Origin of the sequence: Streptomyces sp. RKAG290 (genome assembly GCF_023701695.1) — a bacterium.
In the GTDB taxonomy this organism is placed as follows: domain Bacteria; phylum Actinomycetota; class Actinomycetes; order Streptomycetales; family Streptomycetaceae; genus Streptomyces.
Genome location: NZ_JAJOZC010000001.1, coordinates 2,801,804 through 2,823,551, shown reverse-complemented (window position 1 = coordinate 2,823,551; position 21,748 = coordinate 2,801,804). Strand labels below are relative to the sequence as shown.

At 71.6% G+C, this 21,748-nt stretch carries 18 protein-coding genes and 1 pseudogene; 6 read left to right on the top strand and 13 right to left on the bottom strand.

Annotated features, from left to right (window positions below; translation table 11 throughout):
* Window positions 1-9: 9 nt before the first annotated feature.
* Complete coding sequence (locus LNW71_RS12095; protein WP_250968243.1) at window positions 10-1,509, bottom strand: peptide MFS transporter; 1,500 nt, start codon at window positions 1,507-1,509, stop codon at window positions 10-12.
* A 156-nt stretch (window positions 1,510-1,665) separates the two neighbouring features.
* On the opposite strand from LNW71_RS12095, the gene LNW71_RS12090 reads away from it, so the two are divergent.
* The 5 genes from LNW71_RS12090 to LNW71_RS12070 all read left to right on the top strand — a co-directional run bounded on the left by LNW71_RS12090 (window position 1,666) and on the right by LNW71_RS12070 (window position 6,849).
* Window positions 1,666-2,676, top strand: coding sequence for a polyprenyl synthetase family protein (locus LNW71_RS12090; protein ID WP_250968242.1), 1,011 nt, complete (start codon window positions 1,666-1,668; stop codon window positions 2,674-2,676).
* Window positions 2,677-2,894: 218 nt separating this feature from the next.
* Complete coding sequence (locus LNW71_RS12085; RefSeq protein ID WP_250968241.1) at window positions 2,895-4,115, top strand: DUF2092 domain-containing protein; 1,221 nt, start codon at window positions 2,895-2,897, stop codon at window positions 4,113-4,115.
* Between the two features lie 117 nt (window positions 4,116-4,232).
* A complete protein-coding gene (locus LNW71_RS12080; RefSeq protein ID WP_250968240.1) occupies window positions 4,233-5,186 on the top strand; it encodes an ABC transporter ATP-binding protein in 954 nt (317 codons plus the stop codon).
* The gene (locus tag LNW71_RS12075) at window positions 5,173-6,063 is read left to right on the top strand and encodes an ABC transporter permease (RefSeq protein WP_250968239.1); all 891 of its coding nucleotides are present in this window, start codon (window positions 5,173-5,175) and stop codon (window positions 6,061-6,063) included. Before LNW71_RS12080 ends, LNW71_RS12075 begins: the two co-directional genes overlap by 14 nt.
* Window positions 6,064-6,258: 195 nt before the next feature.
* The gene (locus LNW71_RS12070) at window positions 6,259-6,849 is read left to right on the top strand and encodes a TetR/AcrR family transcriptional regulator (RefSeq protein ID WP_250968238.1); all 591 of its coding nucleotides are present in this window, start codon (window positions 6,259-6,261) and stop codon (window positions 6,847-6,849) included.
* A 46-nt stretch (window positions 6,850-6,895) separates the two neighbouring features.
* On the opposite strand, the gene LNW71_RS12065 is transcribed toward LNW71_RS12070, so the two are convergent.
* From LNW71_RS12065 to LNW71_RS12035, 7 genes are all read right to left on the bottom strand, one after another.
* Window positions 6,896-7,705: an HAD family hydrolase gene (locus LNW71_RS12065; RefSeq protein WP_250968237.1), complete on the bottom strand. Its 810-nt coding sequence runs from the start codon at window positions 7,703-7,705 to the stop codon at window positions 6,896-6,898.
* A 122-nt stretch (window positions 7,706-7,827) separates the two neighbouring features.
* Window positions 7,828-8,286: a VOC family protein gene (locus LNW71_RS12060; RefSeq protein WP_250968236.1), complete on the bottom strand. Its 459-nt coding sequence runs from the start codon at window positions 8,284-8,286 to the stop codon at window positions 7,828-7,830.
* Window positions 8,287-8,344: 58 nt separating this feature from the next.
* Window positions 8,345-9,004, bottom strand: a complete 660-nt coding sequence (locus LNW71_RS12055; RefSeq protein ID WP_250968235.1) for a class F sortase — start codon at window positions 9,002-9,004, stop codon at window positions 8,345-8,347.
* On the bottom strand, window positions 9,001-10,446 hold the full coding sequence (locus tag LNW71_RS12050; RefSeq protein ID WP_250968234.1) for a hypothetical protein: 1,446 nt from the start codon (window positions 10,444-10,446) through the stop codon (window positions 9,001-9,003). Before LNW71_RS12050 ends, LNW71_RS12055 begins: the two co-directional genes overlap by 4 nt.
* A 69-nt stretch (window positions 10,447-10,515) precedes the next feature.
* Window positions 10,516-12,066, bottom strand: coding sequence for an FAD-dependent monooxygenase (locus LNW71_RS12045; protein WP_250968233.1), 1,551 nt, complete (start codon window positions 12,064-12,066; stop codon window positions 10,516-10,518).
* A gap of 74 nt (window positions 12,067-12,140) precedes the next feature.
* The gene (rarD, locus tag LNW71_RS12040; RefSeq protein ID WP_250968232.1) at window positions 12,141-13,142 is read right to left on the bottom strand and encodes an EamA family transporter RarD; all 1,002 of its coding nucleotides are present in this window, start codon (window positions 13,140-13,142) and stop codon (window positions 12,141-12,143) included.
* Between the two features lie 142 nt (window positions 13,143-13,284).
* Window positions 13,285-14,145 (bottom strand): SDR family oxidoreductase, encoded by an 861-nt coding sequence (locus tag LNW71_RS12035; protein ID WP_250968231.1) that lies wholly within the window; start codon window positions 14,143-14,145, stop codon window positions 13,285-13,287.
* A 110-nt stretch (window positions 14,146-14,255) separates the two neighbouring features.
* Here LNW71_RS12035 and LNW71_RS12030 point away from each other — a divergent pair, with 110 nt between their 5' ends.
* Window positions 14,256-14,660, top strand: a complete 405-nt coding sequence (locus tag LNW71_RS12030; RefSeq protein ID WP_250968230.1) for a helix-turn-helix domain-containing protein — start codon at window positions 14,256-14,258, stop codon at window positions 14,658-14,660.
* A gap of 89 nt (window positions 14,661-14,749) precedes the next feature.
* Here LNW71_RS12030 and LNW71_RS12025 read toward each other — a convergent pair whose 3' ends face one another.
* The 5 genes and pseudogenes from LNW71_RS12025 to LNW71_RS12005 form a co-directional block, all read right to left on the bottom strand.
* The gene (locus tag LNW71_RS12025) at window positions 14,750-15,808 is read right to left on the bottom strand and encodes a 2-oxoacid:ferredoxin oxidoreductase subunit beta (protein ID WP_250968229.1); all 1,059 of its coding nucleotides are present in this window, start codon (window positions 15,806-15,808) and stop codon (window positions 14,750-14,752) included.
* Window positions 15,801-17,753 (bottom strand): 2-oxoacid:acceptor oxidoreductase subunit alpha, encoded by a 1,953-nt coding sequence (locus tag LNW71_RS12020; protein WP_250968228.1) that lies wholly within the window; start codon window positions 17,751-17,753, stop codon window positions 15,801-15,803. Before LNW71_RS12020 ends, LNW71_RS12025 begins: the two co-directional genes overlap by 8 nt.
* Before the next feature lie 311 nt (window positions 17,754-18,064).
* Window positions 18,065-18,724 (bottom strand): response regulator transcription factor, encoded by a 660-nt coding sequence (locus LNW71_RS12015; protein WP_250971974.1) that lies wholly within the window; start codon window positions 18,722-18,724, stop codon window positions 18,065-18,067.
* A 201-nt stretch (window positions 18,725-18,925) separates the two neighbouring features.
* Window positions 18,926-20,283, bottom strand: a pseudogene (locus LNW71_RS12010) (sensor histidine kinase).
* 153 nt (window positions 20,284-20,436) lie between these two features.
* Window positions 20,437-21,663 (bottom strand): sensor histidine kinase, encoded by a 1,227-nt coding sequence (locus LNW71_RS12005; protein ID WP_250968227.1) that lies wholly within the window; start codon window positions 21,661-21,663, stop codon window positions 20,437-20,439.
* Window positions 21,664-21,748 lie beyond the last annotated feature (85 nt).

The window sequence follows — 21,748 nt, the reverse complement described above, 5'->3', positions numbered from 1 at the left end:
GGGGCTACCTCAGTGGACGGGGTGCATGGTGCGCTTCAGCCAGGGGGCGGCGGCGATGACGGCCAGACCGGCCGCCACCGCGATAGCGCCATTGACACCGAAGTAGGCGGGGTTGGAGACCTCGCCGTACAGCTTCACGATCTGTGCCTGGATGCCGTTGGCGAGGGCCAGTGAGAGGAACCAGAGCGCCATCGTCTGGCTGGCGAACGCCTTGGGGGCGAGCTTCGTGGTCGCGGACATGCCGGAGGTCTCCAGCAGGATGTCGCCGAGGCCGAGCAGCAGATACGAGCCGACGATCCACCAGGCGGCCATCTTGTAGCTGTCCCCGGCGTGCCCGGAGGTGGGCAGGACCATCAGCAGGAACGAGAGCCCGCCGAGGATCACCCCCATCGCGATCTTGTTGGAGGCGTGCGGCTGGCGGGGCCCCATCTTCGCCCAGACGGCGGCGACCACCGGGGCCAGCGCCACCTCGAAGGCGCCGAGCGCGGAGGCGTACCAGCTGGCCGGGAAGTGGAAGCCGAAGATCTCGGTGCGGGCGTTGGTCGACGCCAGCAGCATCATCGTCGAGTACGCCTGGAAGAGGATGAAGTTGAAGACGACGGAGGCCAGGAACAGCACCACGTACGGGCGCAGCCTGCCGCGCTCCTCCGCGGTGACCCGGGGGCTGCGGAACATCACCACGAAGTACACCACCGGCGCGATCACCGAGATGACGGTGAGCACGTCGACGAAGCGGTCCATGGTCAGCCAGCCCGCCAGGGCCAGAACGGTGGCGAGGGCGGCGATCGCGAGGGTGCCGACGATGATCAGCCGGACCGCCCGGCGCATCGGTTCCGGGGCCAGCGCGAACTCGGCGGCGTTCTTACGCCCGGCCAGGTGACGGCGGCCCAGCACGTACTGGATCAGGCCGAGTGTCATGCCGAACGCGGCGGCCGAGAAACCCCAGTGCCAGCTCGCGTGGTCACCGAGCCAGCCGGTGATCAGCGGGCCGAGGAACGCACCGATGTTGATGCCCATGTAGTACAGGGCGAAGCCGGCGTCGCGGCGCTCGTCGTCGGTGCGGTAGAGCTTGCCGACCATGGTGGCCACGTTGGGCTTGAGCAGGCCCGTCCCGGCGCTGATCAGGCCGAGGCCGACCCAGGTCATGACGTTGGCGGGCACCGCCATGGCGTAATGCCCGAGAGCGATGAGGATGCCGCCGTACAGCACGGCCCGGTAGGAGCCGAGGATCCGGTCGGCCAGCCAGCCGCCGGCCACGGAGACCAGGTAGACGAGGGTGCCGTAGGCCGCGGAGACGGACGCGGCGGTACCCGCCTCCATGCCCAGGCCGCCGTTGCTGACGGAGTCGGCGAAGTAGAGGACCAGGATCGCCTGCATGCCGAGGAACGAGAACCGCTCCCAGACCTCCAGGCCGGACAGGGTCATCAGACCCCGTGGGTGGCCGAAGAAGGCGTGGTCGTCACCGGGCGGGGGCTGGGCGGATTCGGTGTCGGTAGCGGTGTGGGACAAAGCGACAACTCCTGATCGTATGAGCTGATCCCGAACATACCGGCGGTGGCGGGAAGGCGCCCACGGTGATCCAAAGGGGACCGGATACGCTGACTTGAGTGAGGACAGCGACACATCGACATTCCGTGTGATCGTCAGCAGACAGGAGATCCCCTCGTGACCGTCGTCGGGCCGTTCGGACTGAGCGTGCGGGACCAGGCTCTTGAGGCCGGTGTCCAGGCCGGTTTGGCTGCTGTCGAGTCGGGGCTGCTCGATGCCACCAAGAGCGAGGTGCCCTTCATCACGGAGGCCGCGCAGCACCTGGTACTCGCAGGGGGCAAGCGGTTCCGGCCGCTGCTCGCGATGCTCACGGCGCAGTTCGGTGACGCCGACGCCCCCGGCGTGGTGCCCGCCGCCGTGGTCGTCGAGCTGACGCACCTCGCGACGCTGTACCACGACGACGTGATGGACGAGGCCGACGTACGCCGCGGCGTCGACAGCGCCAATTCCCGCTGGGGCAACTCGGTGGCCGTGCTGACCGGCGACTTCCTCTTCGCCCGCGCCTCGCACATCCTGGCCGACCTCGGCCCCGAGGCCGTGCGCATCCAGGCGGAGGCGTTCGAGCGGCTGGTCACCGGCCAGATCCTGGAGACCGCGGGCCCGCGCGACGGCCGCGACCCGGTCGACCACTACCTGGACGTGCTGCGCGGCAAGACCGGGTCGCTGGTCGCCGTGGCGTGCCGGTTCGGCGCGATGATGGCCGGTGCCGACGAGTCGGTGACCGACATCCTCACCCAGTACGGCGAGCGCCTCGGCGTCGCCTTCCAGCTCGCCGACGACGTGCTCGACATCGCCTCCGACTCCCACGAGTCCGGCAAGACCCCCGGCACCGACCTCCTCGAAGGCATCCCGACGCTGCCCGTACTCCACCTGAGGGCGCAGGCGGCGGCCGACGGGAAGCCGGACGACCTGGAGCTCGTCGAGCTGCTGGACGGCGACCTCAGCGACGGCGCACGGCTCGACGAGGCGCTGCGCCGGCTGCGCGCCCACCCGGCGCTCGGCCAGGCCAGGCGCGACACGGTCCGCTACGCCGAGGAGGCGCGGGCCACGCTGGCCCCGCTGCCGGAGTGCTACGCCAAGGCCGCCCTGGAAGAGATGTGCGACGCCGTGGTGCACCGCGCGGGCTGAGACCGGCTGCTCGCCGGCCCCTACGGGTCGGCGGCGCAACGGCCCCGCGGTGTCATACCGAAGAGGTATACGGAGTTGCTCCCGCGGGGTGACGCCTGAACCCGGCCGATTTGGTCAGATGGATAACAACCACTCCTGACCAAGACGCATGAGAATGGCGGCAGGGAGTGGACGAGTGCATCCGGACGGAAGCCGCCGACCACGGAGGTAGGGCACACATGGCACCGAACGACAGCGCAGCGACCAACGGCACGGCAGCGGACGGGACCGGAGGCACCGTCGTACGCCGCGGCAAGGCGGTGCGCTACATCGTCCCGGTCGCGGTGGCGGGAGTGGCGGCCGCGACGATCGGGCTGGTCCCGGCGCTCGCAAGCTCGGGTGACCCCGATCTGCCGGAGATCACCGCGCAGGAACTCATCGAGAAGATCGCCGCATCGGACACGCAGCAGCTCTCCGGCACGGTGAAGATCACCACCGACCTCGGCATCCCGTCGATGGGCGGGCTGACCGGTTCCCTCGCCCCGGACGCCGCGGGCAAGGACGGGTCGGGCGCCGATCCGCAGGCGAAGCTGACGGAGCTGGCATCCGGCACGCACACCCTCCGGGTGGCCGCCGACGGCCCCGAGAAGCAGCGGGTGTCCGTCCTGGACAAGGCGTCCGAGTACAGCGTCGTCCACAACGGTGACCAGGTCTGGGCGTACGACAGCAAGTCCAACGAGGTCTACCACGCGAAGGACAAGGCACAGGGCGGTGCGAAGCGCGGCGAGCACAAGGCTCCCGAGGGCGTACCGACCACGCCGAAGGCACTGGCCGAACAGGCCCTGAAGGCCGCCGACGGCACCACGTCCGTGACGGTCGACGGCACCGCGCAGGTCGCCGGGCGCGATGCGTACAAGCTGGTCATCAAGCCGGAGCAGAGCGGTTCGACGGTCGGTTCGATCACCGTCGCGGTGGACGCGAAGAGCGGCGTACCGCTCAAGTTCACCCTGCAGCCCAGCGCGGGCGGCAAGGCGGCGGTCGACGCCGGATTCACCTCGGTCGACTTCGGCAAGCCGGCCGCGTCCACGTTCTCCTTCACCCCGCCCAAGGGCGCCAAGGTGACCGAGGCGGACGAGACGGGCACCCACAAGAAGGCCGAGAAGGCGCCGGGCGACCTGAGCGCGCTCGAGGGCCTGAACGTGATCGGCAAGGGCTGGAACACGATCGCCGAGATCAAGACCCCCGGCGGCACCGGTCTCCCCTCGAAGGCCTCGGGTGACGTACCGGCCGAGGCGCAGCAGTTCCTGGACGCGCTCGGCGACAAGGTCACCGGCAAGTTCGGTTCGGGCACGGTCTTCAAGACCCGCCTGGTCAACGCGCTGATGACGGACGACGGCAGGGTGTACGTCGGCGCGGTCACGAAGGACGCGCTGGTGAAGGCGGCCGACAACGCCGGCTGACACCCGCAGCGTCCCGCGCACCACGCACCCGCCCCGCCGTAGCCTCCATACGGCGGGGCGGGCGCGATCCGCGGCGGCCCCGGTGAATCCGTTCCGCCGAACCCATGGGGAGCAGACATGACAGGGGCCGAAGCCGCGCCCGTGATCGAGACCCGGGGCCTGACCAAGCGGTACCGGGGCGGTCAGCTCGCTGTGGACGGGCTCGACCTCGATGTCCCGGGCGGCAGCGTCTTCGGGTTCCTCGGGCCCAACGGCTCCGGGAAGACCACCACCATCCGGATGCTGATGGGCCTGATCGAGCCGACTTCCGGTACCGCGAGCGTCCTGGGCCGGCCGATGCCGGGCTCGGCACGCAGCGTGCTTCCGCAGGTCGGGGCGCTGATCGAGGGGCCGGCGCTGTACGGCTTCCTGAACGGGCGGGACAACCTCCTGCGCTACGACCGCGCCGACCCGACCGCCGACCCGCGCACCCGCGGCGCCCGCGTCGGCCACGCCCTGGACCGGGTCGGCCTGGCGGCCGCGGCCGGCAAGAAGGCCCGGGCGTACTCGCTCGGCATGAAACAGCGGCTCGGCCTCGCCGCCGCCCTGCTCCGGCCCCGCCGGCTGCTCGTCCTGGACGAGCCCACCAACGGCCTGGACCCGCAGGGCATGCGGGAGATCCGCACCCTGGTGCGGGAGCTGGCGGCCGAGGGCACCACGGTCTTCCTCTCGTCCCACCTCCTCGACGAGATCGAGCAGGTGTGCACGCACGCGGCCGTCATGGCACGGGGCCGGCTGATCACCCAGGGCCCGGTCGCCGATCTCGCGGCGGGCGCCCGCGGCCGTCTCGCCGTCACCACTCCGGACCCGGCCGACGCCGTCCGCATCCTCGGCGAGCACGGAGTCGGCGGACTCACCGTCGACGGCGACCGGGTGCGGGCCGACGCACCGCCGGGCTCGGTCGAACTCGCCGACCTGAGCGCCGCCTTGGTGCGCGGCGGCGTCCGGGTCCGGTCCTTCGGCGTCGAACGGGCCTCGCTGGAGGACGCCTTCGTCGCACTCACCGGAGAGGGATTCGATGTCGCAGGCTGAGCTCGAACGCGACGAGGCCCGTCCGCTGCGGCGCAACCCGCTGTGGACGCTCGGCATCCTGCGCTCCGAACTGACCACGACCCTGCGCCGCTGGCGCACCGTCGCCCTGCTCGGCGTGCTGGCCGCCGTCCCCGTACTGATCGGGATCGCGGTACGGATCGAGACGGCCGACGGTTCGTCGACCGGTCCCGGCGAAGGCGGGGCCGGGCCCGCCTTCCTCTCCCAGGTGACCAACAACGGCCTCTTCCTGGTCTTCGCCTCCCTCGCCGCCACGCTCCCGGTCTTCCTCCCGATGGCGGTGGGCGTCATCGCGGGCGACTGTGTCGCCGGCGAGGCCGACGCGGGAACGCTGCGCTACCTGCTGGTCGCCCCGGCCGGCCGGACCCGGCTGCTGCTCACCAAGTACGCCACCACGCTGGCCTTCTGCCTGGTCGCGACCCTGGTCGTGGCGGCGTCCGCACTGGCCGTGGGCGCGCTGCTGTTCCCCCTCGGTGAGGTCACGACGATCTCCGGCACCCGGATCGGCTTCGGCGAGGGGCTGTGGAGAGCGGGGCTCATCGCGGTGGCGGTCGCGGCGTCACTGATCGGATTCGCGGCGCTCGGACTGTTCGTCTCGACACTCACCAACAGCGGCATCGCCGCGATGGCGGCGACGGTCGGGGTCCTGATCACGGTGCAGATCCTGGACACGATCCCGCAGCTCGACGGCATCCACCCGTATCTCTTCCCGCACTACTGGCTGTCCTTCGCGGACCTGCTGCGCGCACCCGTCTACTGGGACGAGGTGCTGAAGAACCTGGAGTTGCAGGGGCTGTACGCGGCGGTGTTCGGCTCGGCGGCCTGGGCGCGCTTCACGGCGAAGGACATCACCGCCTGATCCGGAACCGGCCCGCACCCGTACCGTCGGCCGGGCGAGCCGTCCCCCGATCGGCTCGTCGCGGCACGAACGGCACGAACGGGCGGATGACAGGAACGACACGACACGGTACGTTCCGTTTCCGCTAGAGCATTGTTCGACTTCTGACGACGGACTGTCAACAAAGATTGGCTCGATCAGCCCTATGCTCACCGAATGATCACATCGCCGAGTCCACTGCGTCGCAGCGAGAGCTCACGCAGGGCGACTCTGGAAGCCGCCCTCGACCTGTGCACGGAGAAGGGGTACGGCCGGGTCACCGTCGAGGCGATCGCGGCCCGGGCGGGTGTCAGCAAGAAGACGATCTACCGCTGGTGGCCGTCGAAGAGCGCGGTGCTGCTGGAGGCGTTCACGGAGGCGCTGACCCTGGCCACCCCGTTCGCCGACACCGGCGACATCGCCACGGACCTGCGCACCCATGTGACCGGCGCGGTGAACGTACTGGCCGTGCCGCCCTTCGGCCCCGCGTACGCCGGCATACTCTCCGAGATCCACCACGACGACGCACTGGCCGAAACGGTCAGGACCCAGCTGATCGAGCCCCGCTTCGAAGCCGCCGTGTCCCGGCTGCGCAGGGCCCAGGAACAGGGCCAGATCCCGCCGGACGCGAACGTGCGGCTGGCGGTGGAGATGCTCTACGGCCCGGTCTACTACCGCCACGTCCTGCGCAAGCCGATGCAGGACGCGGAGACGGTGGCCGAACTGGTCGGGCATGTGCTGCGGTCACTGGGTGCCGCGGAGGGCTGACCGCCGGCACCCGCGGGCGCGACGGAAGCGGGGGCGCTGTCGTCGGTCAGCCGCCGAAGACGCGCTCCAGGACCACCGCGACCCCGTCCTCCTCATGGGACAGGGTCACCTCGTCCGCGGCGGCCCGAAGGAGCGGATGGGCGTTGGCCATCGCCACCCCGTATCCGCAACTGCGGAACATCGGCAGGTCGTTGGGCATGTCCCCGAAGGCGATCGCGGTCGCCGGGTCCAGCCCCAGGTGCTCGGCCGCCAGGGCGATCCCGGCGCCCTTGTCCACCCCGTACGGCTGGAGCTCCACCGTGCCGGGCCCGGACAGCGTGACGGTGGCCAGATCCCCGACCGCCGCGTGCGCGGCCGCGGCCAGCGCGTCGTCGTCGAGGTCCGGGTGGCGGATCAGCACCTTGATGACCGGAGCGGCCCACAACTCGTCGCGGTGGCGCGTCCGGTGGGCCGGCAGCGTGGGGTGCGGCATCAGGTAGCCCGGCTCGATCAGCGTCCGGCCGTCGGCGCCGTCCTGGTCCACGGCCGCGAAGACCTGCCCCACCTGCGCCTCTATCTTGCCGAGCGCGGCATCGGCGAGCTCCCGGTCCAGCGTGACCGCACCGACCATCCGCCGCGCCCCGGCGTCGTACAGCTGCGTCCCCTGCCCGCAGACCGCGAGTCCCCGGTAGCCCAGGTCCGCGAGCAGGTCCCGCACGCCCGGCACCGGCCGGCCGGTGACCACCAGATGCCGGGCGCCGGCCGCGGCGGCGAGGCCGAGCGCGGCGCGGGAGCGGGGGCTCACGGTGTAGTCGCGGCGCAGCAGGGTGCCGTCCAGGTCCGTGGCGACGAGGGCATATGCGGGTGGGATGGCCATGGGCCAAGCCTAGAGATCCACGTTTCCCGCCGTGCGGCCCTGACCTGCGGCGACGGTTCGGTGTGCCGGGGCACGCCCGCCCGGTGGGCGCATATCCGGAGGAAGCGCCCCGGCCGATCCGGCTACGAGACGCAGAACTCGTTGCCCTCGGGGTCGGTGAGGACGGTCCAGGTCCCGCCCGGCTCCTCGACCTTGCGGAGCACGTTCGCGCCCAGGCCCTCCAGCCGGGCCACCTCCGCGTCGCGCCGGTCCGGGCCGGCGTGCAGGTCGAGGTGGAGGCGGTTCTTCACGGTCTTGGGCTCGGGGACGCGCTGGAAGAGCAGCCGCCGCCCGTGCCCTGCCCCGCTCTCCTGGTCGTACGGGTCGTCCGGGTGCCGGACCGCCGCCAGGTCGAGCCAGGCCCGGCGGCCGTGGGCGGTCGTCGTGATCGCCTCCGGTACGGCTCCGAGCCTCAGGAGGCGTTCGACCAGGCCGCTGTTGTCCTCGATCTCGTAGCCGAGTGCCGCGGACCAGAAGCCCGCCTGGGCGTGCGGGTCGGCGGCGTCGATGACGACTTTCCACTCAAGGGTCATGGTGTCCATTCTTCCCACGCGGACCGCGCTCCGGGGCGGAATCCCGGCCCGGAGCGCGGCGGAACTCTCACTGCGCCCGCACCGATGCCAGCCGGGCGAAGGCGACCACGTTGGCCTGGTAGCCGCCGGCGCTGCGGTCGTAGGCGCCGCCGCAGGTGAGCAGGCGCAGCTGGGCGTCCTTGGTCGGGCCGTAGACGAGGGTGCTGGGGAAGTCGCTCTTCTCGTACTCCTCGATCGCGTAGACGCGGAAGACCGCGACCCTGCGGTCCGCGCGGCGGACCTCGACGGTGGCGCCGGGCCGCAGCGTGTCGAGTCCGGCGAAGGCGGCCGGGCCGGTGGGGGTGTCGACGTGGGCCACCACGATCGCGTTGCCGGGGGAGCCGGGTGTCACCCCGTCCCGGTACCAGCCCGCCAGGTTGCGTTCCGCCGGGTCGGGCACGCCGAGCTTGCCCGTGCTGTCCAGCGTCAGGTCCACCAGGGGCGCACTCACGCGGAGTCCGGGGATGCCGATGCGGACGGGGCGGGCGGCGGGGAGCGCGGCCGCCGCCGTGGACGCGGGGCCCGAGCGGGCGGCGGCGCCGGTGCGGGGCTCGGCCAAGGGCTCGGCCAGGGGGGAGCCGAGGACCAGGACCAGCGCCGCCGTGGCGGCCGGGACCAGCCCGGCCGCCACGGTCAGGCGCGCGAACAGCCGCCGGGGCGGGCGTTCCCGCGCGGTGCGGGAGCTCAACCGCGCCGGCGCCGCACCGTGCGGAGCCCGCCGAGCGCGGCGGCCGCCACCGCCAGCAGACCCGCCGCGCCGGCCGCCAGGCCACTGCCGGTCAGGCCGGTGGAGCCGGTCGCGGTGGAGCCGTCGCCGGCGTCGACCGGGCCGTTCGGCACGGGCGCGCCGCCGTTGCCGTGGCCGCCGCCCCAGTTGCCGTGCCCATTGCCGTGTCCGTTGCCGTGTCCGGGCGGGGTGGGCTTGGGGTGGTGGCTGTGCGTGGGTGAGGGCGAGGGGCTGGGGCCCGTGTCGCCGGCGGTGATCCGGCTGCGGTCCGTCGCGCGCACGCCCGTGCGGACCGGGCCGTCGGTGCCGTCGACGGTGACGGTCAGTTCGGTCGTCACGTCGAGCCGGCCGGCCGGCGCGCCCTCGGCGGCGGCCAGGGAGAACGCGGCCCCTGCCTTCCCGCCGGGCTCCAGGTTGCCTCCCGCCCGGAGGTTGGTCCGCAGTTCGCCGGTGAGCGATCCGTCCGGCTGCTGGGTCAGGGGGACTTCGGAGCCTTCGGACACGACGGTCAGGTCGTCCGCTCCCAGGCCGGCCGGCCCCTTGAGCGTCAGATGCGTGCCGATGCCCTGGTACTCGGGGCCGTCCGAGGGGTTGGTGTAGGAGGCGTCGGCCGGACGGGGGCCGGCACCCGCCTCGATCTTCTCGGGGACGGTGAGCGCCGCCGAGGCCCGGCCGGTGACGGCGAAGTCCCAGACGATGCCCTTGGCGGTGATGTTGTCGACGTAGGTGTTGAGCGTGCCGTTCGCATCGCCGAGCCGGCCGATGTTGGCGATCACCCCGTACGCCCCCTCGCACTCCGCGACGAAGTGCGACAGCGGGGCGTCCCCGCCCGCCGGGATGCCCGCCGCCGCGCGCGAGGTCCGCATCACGGAGTCGCCGGTGAGCCGGTACTTCTGCCAGGTGTCCGGCTTCAGCGCCGCGCCCTGCACATCCGTGTTGCTGCCCGGCTCGAACGACAGGGTGGTGAAGCCGCCGCAGGACGCCGGGAGTTGCAGATTGGCGCCGATGTTCGTGACGCTGGAGCCCTCCGTCGCCGTGTAGGCCCAGTACGAGACGCCCGCGTCCAGGAGCGGCTGCAGTGGATCCGGCGTCCAGGTCGGGTGGAAGTAGTGCGCGGCCTGGGCCTGTTGTCCGGCCGCGATGGCCAGGTGCAGGCTGCCGTTCAGATGGACCGGGTCGGGCTTCGGGGAGACTTCGTGGACCCCCGGGTCCCGGTCGGGGGTCGTTTCCTGGAGGCGGAGCCAGGGGCCGCCGGGGCCGAGCCCGTCCTGATGGACGGTCTGCACGCTGTCGTCCGCGCCCGCGACGGGAGCGAACCCGCAAGCGAGTACGGACAGTGCGGACAGGGCTGCGGTGGCGGTCGCGGTGCGCAGAAGGGTGCGGGAGGTCCCGGACGTGCGCAAGGGTCGGGTCATAAGTGTGAGGAAAATATAAGCAGCGCGTCAGTGCGGGGATTACCCACTGTGACGCGCTCAAGCTCGCTCCAATGCCGCACCCCGCAGGTACTCCCCGACGGCCCGCCGGTCGCCGCCCGGGGCGATCAGGCCCACGTGGTTGTCCGGGCGGACCAGCACCAGGACGTCCTCGTCCGGCCCGATGCCGTACGCGGAACGGGCCTTGCCGCCCTGGTCGGCCAGGCCGTGCGGTGCGTCCCCGTCCACCGCGTACGCCCGCAGCTCGTCGCCGTGCGCCGCGGCCGCCTCCCGCAGCGCCTGTGCGGTGCCCGCGCCGAAGCCGAGCAGGGTGAAGTGCGGTCCGGCGAAGGTCTCGAACAGCCGGCGGGGTGCGCCGGTCACCGCGTCGCGGCAGGGTGCGTCCGGCGCGCGGTCGCCCGCGCGCAGCCGGGCGGTGCCGCCCAGGGGCGCCAGCGAACTCCAGCGGTAGCCCTGTCCGGGGCCATCCGTCTGCGGGGTCATCGCCGAGTCCAGCCCACCGCCCGGCTTCTTGATCGCCTCCAGGGTGGCCCGCAGCCGCTCCGCGGTGATGTCGAGGGTCTGGGCGGCGACCGGCAGCCGCTCCTCCTCGTACGTGTCGAGCAGGGCCGGTGCCGCCCGGCCGGCGGCGACCCGGGCGAGCTTCCAGCCCAGGTTGAACGCGTCCTGGATGCCGGTGTTCATGCCGAGCCCGCCCGCGATGGAGTGCACGTGCGCGGCGTCACCGGCCAGGAGCACCCGGCCCACCCGGTAGCGGTCCACCATGCGCTCGTTGACCCGGTAGGTGGAGAGCAGGGTGGCCCGCGACAGCAGCTCGCCCGGCAGCCCGGTGTGCTTGGCGAAGAGCCGCCGGAAGCTCTCCAGGGACGGGGGGACGGGGGTGCCGGCGGCGTCGGTCTCGGGGCCGGCCTGGAACCACCAGCCCGACGGGGTGCCGGGGATCGGGCAGAGCATCACGGCGCCGTCCTCGTCGAACCACTGGTGCCAGATGCCGCGGTCCGGCCCCTCGGCCTCGACGTCGCCGCAGACCATCATCTGCTCCTCGTTCGTCTTCCCCTCGAAGGGGATGCCGAGGAGCTTGCGCACCGCGCTGTGTCCGCCGTCGCAGCCCACCACGTACCGGGCCCGGATCTCCGTGCCGCCGGCCAGGGCCGCCGTCACGGTGTCGTCGTCCTCGGCCAGCCCGACGAGTTCGGCGCCGAGTTCGACCCGGACGCCGTGCTCCGCGAGCCGGGTGCGCAGGATCTCCTCCAGCCGCCACTGCGCGATCATCCAGGGCCGGTCGTAGGGGGCGTCCGGCGTCGGGCGCGACGCCGCGAACGGGTCGGCGTCGGCGATCGGCAGTCCGCCGCGGTACTTGCGCATCGGCAGCGGCGCGCAGCCGGCCGCCAGCACCTCCCCGACCACGCCCAGGTCCTCCAGGACCTCCAGGGAGCGCTGGTTGGGGCCCTTGGCCCGGGAGCTGCGCGGGAACTGCGGGGACTTGTCGATGATCCGCACGCCGACGCCCCGCCGGGCGAGATCGATGGCCAGGGTCAGGCCGGTCGGCCCGGAACCGACGATCAGGACGGTGGTCGGGGTCGTGGTCATGCGTACTCCTCGGTTGCCGTTTCCGTGGACCTCCAGGGAAACGCAACCGAGTTAAAAAAGCAACTAGGTAATTATTACGGGATCCGGGTCACGGCGTCGGATCCGTCGCGGCGGACGGGGGAAGCGGAATCCTCCGCGTCGGCCGGGGCCGGTTGCGCCGCGGCCCGTCGCGCGGCCAGTGCCCGCATCCTGGTGCGCCGCGAGGTGCGCAGCGCGTCCCAGGTCAGCAGCGCCAGCGCCAGCCAGACCAGGCCGAAACCGGCCCACCGCTCCGGCGGCATCGCCTCGTGGAAGTACACGATCCCGAGGATGAACTGGAAGACCGGCGCCAGATACTGCAGCAGTCCGAGCGTGGAGAGCGGTACGCGGATCGCCGCGGCCCCGAACAGGATCAGCGGACCGGCCGTGACCACCCCGGTCGAGGCGAGCAGGGCCGCGTGACCGGCGCCCCCGGAGGTGAAGGTCGACTCGCCCCGCGCGGCCAGCCACAGCAGGTAGCCGAGCGCGGGCACGAACACCACCGCGGTCTCGGCCGCGAGCGACTCCAGGCCGCCCATGTTGACCTTCTTCTTCATCAGGCCGTACGTCGCGAACGAGAACGCCAGGACCAGTGAGATCCACGGCGGTTGCCCGTAGCCGATGGCCAGGACGAGCACCGACGCGACGCCGGTGCCGACCGCCACCCACTGCACGGGGCGCAGTCGTTCGCCCAGCAGCAGGACGCCCATCGCGATGGTGACCAGCGGATTGATGAAGTAGCCGAGGGACGCCTCGACGACGTGGCCGTGGTTGACGGACCAGATGTACAGGCCCCAGTTGACGCTGATCACGACCGCGGCGACGGTGATCAGCGCCAGCTTCCGCGGTTGCCGGAGCAGCTCGCCGATCCAGGACCAGCGGCGCAGCGCCAGCAGCGCGACGCCCACGACGACGAGGGACCACGCCATGCGGTGCGCGAGGATCTCCACGGCGCCGGACGGCTTCAGCAACGGCCAGAAGAGCGGGACCAGGCCCCACAGCCCGTAGGCGCCGAAGCCGGCCAGCAGTCCGGCCCGCTGTTCATTCGTCCCCTTCACGGGCCCTCCCGGCGGATGTGCGTCGACGCTTCGTCGGCCAGACGAAGGTAGCGCCGACCGGGCCAGGTGTCATACCTGTATCGCCTGACGGTCATGACACCGTGCCCGCGGCCCCGCGCACCCCTGCCCCGAGCGGGTGCGCCTACCGGGCGGCGACCGCGGCCGCGACGGTCTCGGCGAGCGGGGTCGTCGGGCGGCCGATCAGCCGGGCCAGGTCCCCGCCGGTGCCGGCCAGCAGCCCGCGGCGTATGCCCTCGTCCACGTCCGTCAGGATCGCCGCGAACTCCTCGGGCAGGCCGGCGCCGACCAGGATCTCCTGGTGCACCGCAGCCGGCACGTCCTTGTGGACGATCTCCTGGCCGGAGGCCCTGGCGACCTCGGCGGCGTACTCGGCGAACGACCAGGCGACGTCGCCGCTCAGCTCGTAGGTCTTGCCCAGGTGGCCCTCGCCGGTCAGTACGGCGGCTGCCGCGGCGGCGTAGTCGGCGCGGGCGGCGGAGGCGACCCTGCCCTCGCCCGCGTTGGCCACGACGGCGCCGTGGGCCAGGACGGGTGCCAGGTTCGCGGTGTAGTTCTCGGTGTACCAGCCGTTGCGCAGGAAGGTGTACGGCAGCCCGGAGTCCAGGATCAGCTGCTCGGTCACCTTGTGCTCGGCGGCCAGCCGGAAGTCCGCGTCGGGTCCGCCCAGGATGCCGGTGTACGCGAGCTGCGCCACGCCCGCCGCCTTGGCCGCGTCGATGACCGCGCCGTGCTGGCGCACCCGGCTGCCGACCTCGCTGCCGGAGATCAGCAGCACCCGGTCACCGGGCCGGAAGGCGTCGGTCAGGGTCTCCGGCCGGTCGTAGTCGGCGATCCGCAGCTCGACGCCGAGGGCGGCGAGGCCGGCCGCCTTCTCCTTGTTGCGGACGACGGCGGCGATCCGGTCCGCGGGCACGGTGGCCAGCAGCTGGTCGACGACGAGACGGCCGAGCTCTCCGGTTGCTCCGGTGACGACGATGCTCATGGGGTTTTTCTCCTCTTCAGGTGCGCATGTTCCTGTTCGTGTGCTCTGAGACTTACTCTAAGGGTGGCGCTAACCAGAAGAAAGTACCCACTTTGAAGTAAGGTACTGGCATGAGCGTAAGGAACGTGGAACGAGAACCGGTGCGGCGGCCGGACGTGCGGGAGCCGATGTGCCCTTCCCGCCTGGTGCTCGAACACGTCACCAGCCGCTGGGGAGTGCTCGTGCTCGCCGCCCTGCTGGAGCGCTCGTACCGCTTCAGCGAGCTGCGCCGCGAGGTCGGCGGGGTCAGCGAGAAGATGCTGGCGCAGACGCTCCGGACGCTGGAGCGCGACGGCTTCGTGGACCGGGACGCCAAGCCGGTCATCCCGCCCCGGGTGGACTACACGCTCACCGGCATGGGCCGGGAGGCCGCCGAGCAGGTGTGGGCCCTGGCCCGCTGGTCGGAGCGGCACCTGGACGCGGTGGACGCGGCACGCACGGCGTACGACGAGGGCCAGGAGCGCCGGACGGGCTGAGGCGCGCGCGGGGTGACGACGCGGCGCGGCCCCCGGAATCGCTCCCGGGGGCCGCGCCGCGTCGTCAGCCGGTCAGGGGACCGAAGGCCCTAACCGACCACCGTCCAGTTGTCGTTGCCGGCCAGCAGGGCGCCGAGGTCGCCCTTGCCGTCCCGCTCCACGGCGGTTTCCAGCTGCTCGGCCATCTTCGTGTCGTAGACCGGCCGCTCGACACTGCGCAGCACCCCGATCGGGGTGTGGTGGAGGGTGTCCGGGTCGGCGAGCCGGGAGAGCGCGAACGCGGTGTTCGGGCTGGAGGCGTGCGCGTCGTGGACGAGGATCTGCGAGCGGTTGTCCTCGGTGACCGCGACCACCGACAGATCGCCGGTCAGGGAGTCCCGCACGACACCCTTGGTGTTGTCGGTGCCGAACAGGATGGGCTGCCCGTGCTCCAGCCGGATGACGGCTTCCTGGGCCTGTTCGCGGTCCTTGAGCACCTCGAACGCGCCGTCGTTGAAGATGTTGCAGTTCTGGTAGATCTCCACCAGGGCGGTACCCGGGTGGTCGGCCGCCGCACGCAGCACGCCGGTGAGGTGCTTGCGGTCGGAGTCGACGGTGCGGGCGACGAAGGACGCCTCCGCGCCGATGGCCAGCGACACCGGGTTGAAGGGGGAGTCGAGCGAACCCATCGGCGTCGACTTGGTGATCTTGCCGACCTCGGAGGTGGGGGAGTACTGGCCCTTGGTGAGGCCGTAGATCCGGTTGTTGAAGAGCAGGATCTTCAGGTTCACGTTGCGGCGCAGCGCGTGGATGAGGTGGTTGCCGCCGATGGACAGCGCGTCGCCGTCACCGGTGACGACCCAGACGGACAGGTCCCGGCGGGACGAGGCGAGTCCCGTGGCGATCGCCGGGGCGCGGCCGTGGATGGAGTGCATCCCGTAGGTGTTCATGTAGTACGGGAAGCGGGAGGAGCAGCCGATCCCGGAGACGAAGACGATGTTCTCCTTCGCCAGACCGAGCTCCGGCATGAACCCCTGCACGGCGGCGAGGACCGCGTAGTCGCCGCAGCCGGGGCACCAGCGCACTTCCTGGTCGGACTTGAAGTCCTTCATGGACTGCTTGGCTTCGGTCTTGGGCACCAGGTGCAGCAGTTCGTTGGTGTCAGGCATCGATGGCCTCCTTGAGGGCCGTCGCGAGCTGCTCGGCCTTGAACGGCATGCCGTTGACCTGGTTGTAACTGTGCGCGTCCACCAGGTACTTGGCCCGGATGAGGGTGGCCAGCTGCCCGAGGTTCATCTCCGGGACGACCACCTTGTCGTAACGCTTCAGCACCTCGCCGAGATTCCGCGGGAACGGGTTGAGGTGGCGCAGGTGGGCCTGGGCGATGGGCTGCCCGGCCGCGCGGAGCCTGCGGACGGCGGCGGTGATGGGGCCGTAGGTGGAGCCCCAGCCCAGCACCAGGGTCTTCGCCTCCGCGGGGTCGTCGACCTCCACGTCCGGGACCTCGATGTTGTCGACCTTGGCCTGGCGGGTGCGGACCATGAAGTCGTGGTTGGCGGGGTCGTAGGAGATGTTGCCGGTGCCGTCCTGCTTCTCGATGCCGCCGATGCGGTGTTCGAGACCGGGCGTGCCGGGCACCGCCCACGGGCGGGCCAGGGTCTGCGGGTCGCGCTTGTAGGGCCAGAAGACCTCGGTGCCGTCGGCCAGTTCGTGATTGGGGCCGCCGGCGAACTGGACCCGCAGGTCGGGGAGCTGGTCGACCTCGGGGATGCGCCAGGGCTCGGAGCCGTTGGCGAGGTAGCCGTCGGAGAGGAGGAAGACCGGGGTGCGGTAGGTCAGCGCGATCCGGGCGGCGTCCAGTGCGGCGTCGAAGCAGTCCGCCGGGGTCTTCGGGGCCACGATCGGGACGGGTGCCTCGCCGTTGCGCCCGTACATCGCCTGGAGCAGGTCGGCCTGCTCGGTCTTGGTGGGCAGCCCGGTGGAGGGGCCGCCGCGCTGGATGTCGATGATCAGCAGCGGCAGTTCGAGGGAGACGGCCAGGCCGATGGTCTCCGACTTCAGGGCCACCCCGGGCCCGGACGTGGTCGTCACCCCGAGCGCACCGCCGAACGCCGCGCCCAGCGCCGCCCCGATGCCCGCGATCTCGTCCTCCGCCTGGAAGGTGCGCACACCGAAGTTCTTGTGCTTGCTGAGCTCGTGCAGGATGTCGGAGGCCGGGGTGATCGGGTAGGAGCCCAGGTAGACCGGGAGGTCGGCCTGCCGGCCCGCGGCGATCAGTCCGTAGGACAGCGCGAGGTTCCCCGAGATGTTGCGGTACGTACCCGTCGGGAAGGCCTGCGACGCCGGGGCGACCTCGTAGGAGACGGCGAAGTCCTCCGTGGTCTCCCCGAAGTTCCAGCCGGCCCGGAACGCGGCCACGTTCGCCTCGGCGATCTGCGGCTTCTTCGCGAACTTGGCCCGCAGGAACGTCTCGGTTCCCTCGGTCGGACGGTGGTACATCCAGGAGAGCAGCCCGAGCGCGAACATGTTCTTGGAGCGCTCGGCCTCCTTGCGGGAGAGCCCGAACTCCTTCAGCGCCTCGATCGTGAGCGTGGTCAGCGGCACCGGATGGACGTTGTACGCCTCCAGTGAACCGTCCTCCAGCGGCGAGGTGTCGTAGCCGACCTTCGCCATCGGCCGCTTGGTGAACTCGTCGGTGTTGACGATGATTTCGGCGCCGCGCGGCACGTCCTCGATGTTCGCCCGCAGTGCGGCCGGGTTCATCGCGACCAGGACGTTGGGTGCGTCGCCGGGGGTCAGGATGTCGTGGTCGGCGAAGTGCAGCTGGAAGCTGGAGACGCCCGGCAGAGTGCCTGCGGGGGCCCGGATCTCGGCGGGGAAGTTCGGCAGGGTGGAGAGGTCGTTCCCGAAGGACGCGGTCTCCGAGGTGAACCTGTCACCCGTGAGCTGCATCCCGTCTCCCGAGTCACCCGCGAAACGGATGATGACCCGGTCCAGACGACGGACTTCCTTCTCACCGGTGCCTGCTGCGGACTGGGGGGCACGCTGTCCCCCTACGAGCGCGTCACTGGCCTCATCGGCCTGTTCGGCTGGGCTACTGACCTGGCTGGTCACTTACTGGACCTCCCTCGGCGCGGCGGCTCGGAACCATCCGGCCCGCCGGCGGTCCCGCGCCCCACCCTACGTCTGTAAGGGTCGCCTTCCTCTGGCCGATCACATGGTGGACGGCATTTTGAGACGCTTTTCGGCGCTGTTCCGTCATGATTCATCAGCCACCCGGTTCCTCGTTGGACCCTCGCTGGAGAGGGCGTGGAGCGAGTCGCGGGCTCCCGTCCGGACGCCGCCCGGGAGCATCCGGACGACCACCTGACAGAGTGTCAGACAGTCGGGCGCGGCATCCGGAGTCCGGACAGGTCAGCGCGGCATCAGGAGTTCAGATAGGTCAGCACGGCCAGCACCCGCCGGTGGTCGCCGACGCTGGGGGACAGCCCCAGCTTCAGGAAGATGTTGCTGACGTGCTTCTCCACCGCGCCGTCGCTCACCACCAGCTGTTTGGCCACCGCCGAATTCGTCCGCCCCTCCGCCATCAGGCCGAGGACCTCACGCTCACGGGGCGTCAGCCCGGCCAGTACGTCCTGCTTACGGCTCCGGCCCAGCAGCTGCGCCACCACTTCCGGGTCCAGCGCCGTACCGCCCTGCGCCACCCGGACCACCGCGTCCACGAACTCCCGGACCTCGGCGACCCGGTCCTTCAGCAGATACCCCACACCCCGGCTGGACCCGGCCAGCAGCTCGGTGGCGTACTGCTCCTCGACGTACTGCGAAAGGACCAGCACCCCGATCCCCGGGTACTCCTTGCGCAGCCGCACCGCTGCCCGCACGCCCTCGTCGGTGTGCGTCGGCGGCATCCGTACGTCGGCCACCACCACATCCGGCAGCGCGTCCTGCGTGGCGAGCTCGCCCACCGTCCTGATCAGCGCCTCCGCGTCCCCGACCCCTGCCACGACGTCATGCCCGAGATCCGTCAGCAGCCGGGTGAGTCCCTCCCGGAGCAGTACCGAATCCTCGGCGATGACCACGCGCACCCTGTCCTCCACCACGAAGCTGATTCCCCCACTGCTCGCTGTTGCCACCCGTATGCCGTTCAGCATCTCAGTACCGGCAGTGACGTAGCGGGCATTCGAAGGGTTGCGTCACTTCCGCGCAGGGTGCTCCCGGCACGGAACGCCCGGCCGCCGGACGGGCCCGGCAGGGGGCCCGCCCGGCGACCGGGTACGGAAAGCGGGTCAGCCACGCCAGGGGAGCTCGGCCGTGACCCTGGTCGGTCCGCCCACCGGTGACTCCACGACCAGGACACCGTCCACCGCGTCCAGCCGCTCGGTCAGCCCGGCCAGCCCGCTGCCCGACGTCAGGTCGGCGCCGCCGCGCCCGTTGTCGGTGACCTGGAGCATCAGCCGGTCCGCCGTCCGCCACACGTCGACCGAGGCGCGGGTGGCGCGGGCGTGCTTGCTGACGTTCTGCAGCAGTTCGGACACCGTGTAGTAGGCGATGCCTTCTATGGCCTGCGCCGGCCGGGACGCCAGGTCGACCTCGACCGTGACGGGGACGGTGCAGCGGGAGGCGATGGCGGAGAGTGCGGCGTCCAGTCCGCGGTCGGTGAGGACGGCGGGGTGGATGCCGCGGGCGAGGTCGCGCAGTTCCTGGAGGGCGACCTTGACCTCGCCGTGCGCCTCGTCGACCATCCGGGCCGCGGCCTCGGGATCCGCGGTCAGCTTCTCCTTGGCCAGCCCCAGGTCCATGGCGAGGGCGACGAGGCGGGCCTGGGCGCCGTCGTGCAGGTCGCGCTCGATGCGGCGCAGGTCGGCGGCGGCCGTGTCGACGACGACACCGCGGTCCGACTCCAGCTCCGTGACGCGGGTGGCCAGCCGGGACGGACCGAGCAGCCCGGCCACCATCAGCCGGTCCACGGAGGTGAGACCGCGGATGATCCACGGGGTGACCAGGACGATCGCCAGCCCCACCGCGCTGGTCACGGTCAGGTCGAAGGACGAGTCCAGGTAGACCTCGTGGGTGGAGTCCCCGTACAGCTGAACGCCGCTTACCCCCACGTGCGTCGGGAAGACCCACTTCCACAACGGGTAACTGAGCGCCGCCCACCCGTACGCCCAGAACGTCAGTGAGACGCAGAAGGCGAAGACCGCCCACGGGAAGTGCAGCACCGCGTAGAGCAGGTGGCGCCAGGACACCCCGCTCTTCAGGACCGCCCCGACCCAGGACATCAGGCCGCCGGTCCGCCCCCGCACCGGTGCGGGCGCGGGCACGTCCAGCTTCAGCAGGCCCCGGGCCCTGGCCCGCTCCATCGCGCCGAAGCCGCGGCACATGGCCAGCGTGGAGGCCAGGAGGGGAACCCCAGGAAGGTGATGAGCAGGCCGGCGCTCAGCGACGTCATGGTGATCGCGAAGCAGAACAGCACGATGCTGATCGGCAGGCTCAGCATCAGATAGCCGAACTCACGCCAGGTCCGGGCCTCGAAGGGGGCACGCAGTCCGGCCGGCAGGAAGTGCTTCCTGGCGGGCCGATCGTCCCCGGAGCCGGTTCGCGGCCGCTGGGGGTCCAGTGTGTCCGGTCCGTATGCCGTGGCCATGGGGGTCCCCGTCCATTTCTCTGCGTCCGCGTCTGCGTCGGCTGTCTGCGGCTGTCTGCTGTGCGTACTTGCGGTGTACTTCCAGGGTGGTCTCCGGCCCGGCCGCGCACCATGAGGGCGGTATCCCTCTTCGGCCGGGGGTTTTCCCCACCCTCAGCGCCGCTCGCCCGCACCCGCGCGGCCGGAACGGTCCCCGGCAGCGCCCTTGTCTTCCTCCCGGTCGCGCCAGGGCAGCTCCGCGGTGACCGTCGTCGGTCCGCCGGCCGGCGAGTCGAGGACGAACAGCCCGTCCACGGCGCCCAGCCGCTCCGCCAGCCCCGACATTCCCGTACCGCCGTCCATCGAGGCCCCGCCCCGCCCGTCGTCGGTCACCTGGATCAGCAGCCGGTCCGCGGTCCGCCACACATCGACGGACGCCGAACGGGCCCCGCTGTGCTTGCTGACGTTCTGCAGCAGCTCGGACACGGTGAAGTAGGCGATTCCCTCGATGGCCTGCGCGGGCCGCCCCGGCAGCTCCACGCCCACCGTGACGGGGACGGTGCAGCGGGAGGCGATGGCGGAGAGTGCGGCGTCCAGTCCGCGGTCGGTGAGGACGGCGGGGTGGATGCCGCGGGCGAGGTCGCGCAGTTCCTGGAGGGCGACCTTGACCTCGCCGTGCGCCTCGTCGACCATCCGGGCCGCGGCCTCGGGGTCGTCGGTGAGCTTCTCCTTGGCCAGGCCGAGCCCCATGGCGAGGGCGACGAGGCGGGCCTGGGCGCCGTCGTGCAGGTCGCGCTCGATGCGGCGCAGGTCGGCGGCGGCCGTGTCGACGACCACACCCCGGTCCGACTCCAGCTCCGCGATCCGGCGTTCCAGTTCGTCGGACGGGGAGAGCAGCCCGCGCACCATGCCCCGGTCGGCGTTGGTCAAGAGCCTTGCGGTGAAGGGGAGCACCGGCCACAGCACGAACAGGCTCACCAGCGTCACCGCGAAGGTGAGTACGCCCCACGGCAGCCGGATGAAGGAGTACAGCACCGCGCGCCAGCCCACCGGGTCCTTCAGGCTCGACCAGAGCCAGGTGAAGAACCCCTGCTTCCGGTGCACCGGAGCCATCGCGCTCGGCTCGTCGATGCGCAGCCCGAGCAGAGCCCGTGCCCGGCCCCGCTCGGCCCGGCCCAGCAGCCGCGCACCCTGCAATCCGGCCGCCAGCAGGGGCAGGCCGACCACCGTGACCGCGAGCCCCACGCCGACGGCAATCATGACAACGGTGTAGACAAACCCGGCGATCGCCATGGGGAGGTTGGCGAGGAGATGCGAGATCTCCTTCCAGGTCCACGGGTCGAGGGCGAAGCGGGCGGGCGGCGGCCGGTCGTCGTCGGGCACTTGGGGGCTCATGGTCATGTCCCCAGCCTGCCGGGTGGGACCTCCGCACGCCATGGGGCTTGTGGGTGGCGTGAAGTAGGGATATCCCCACCAGTTGCCCGAC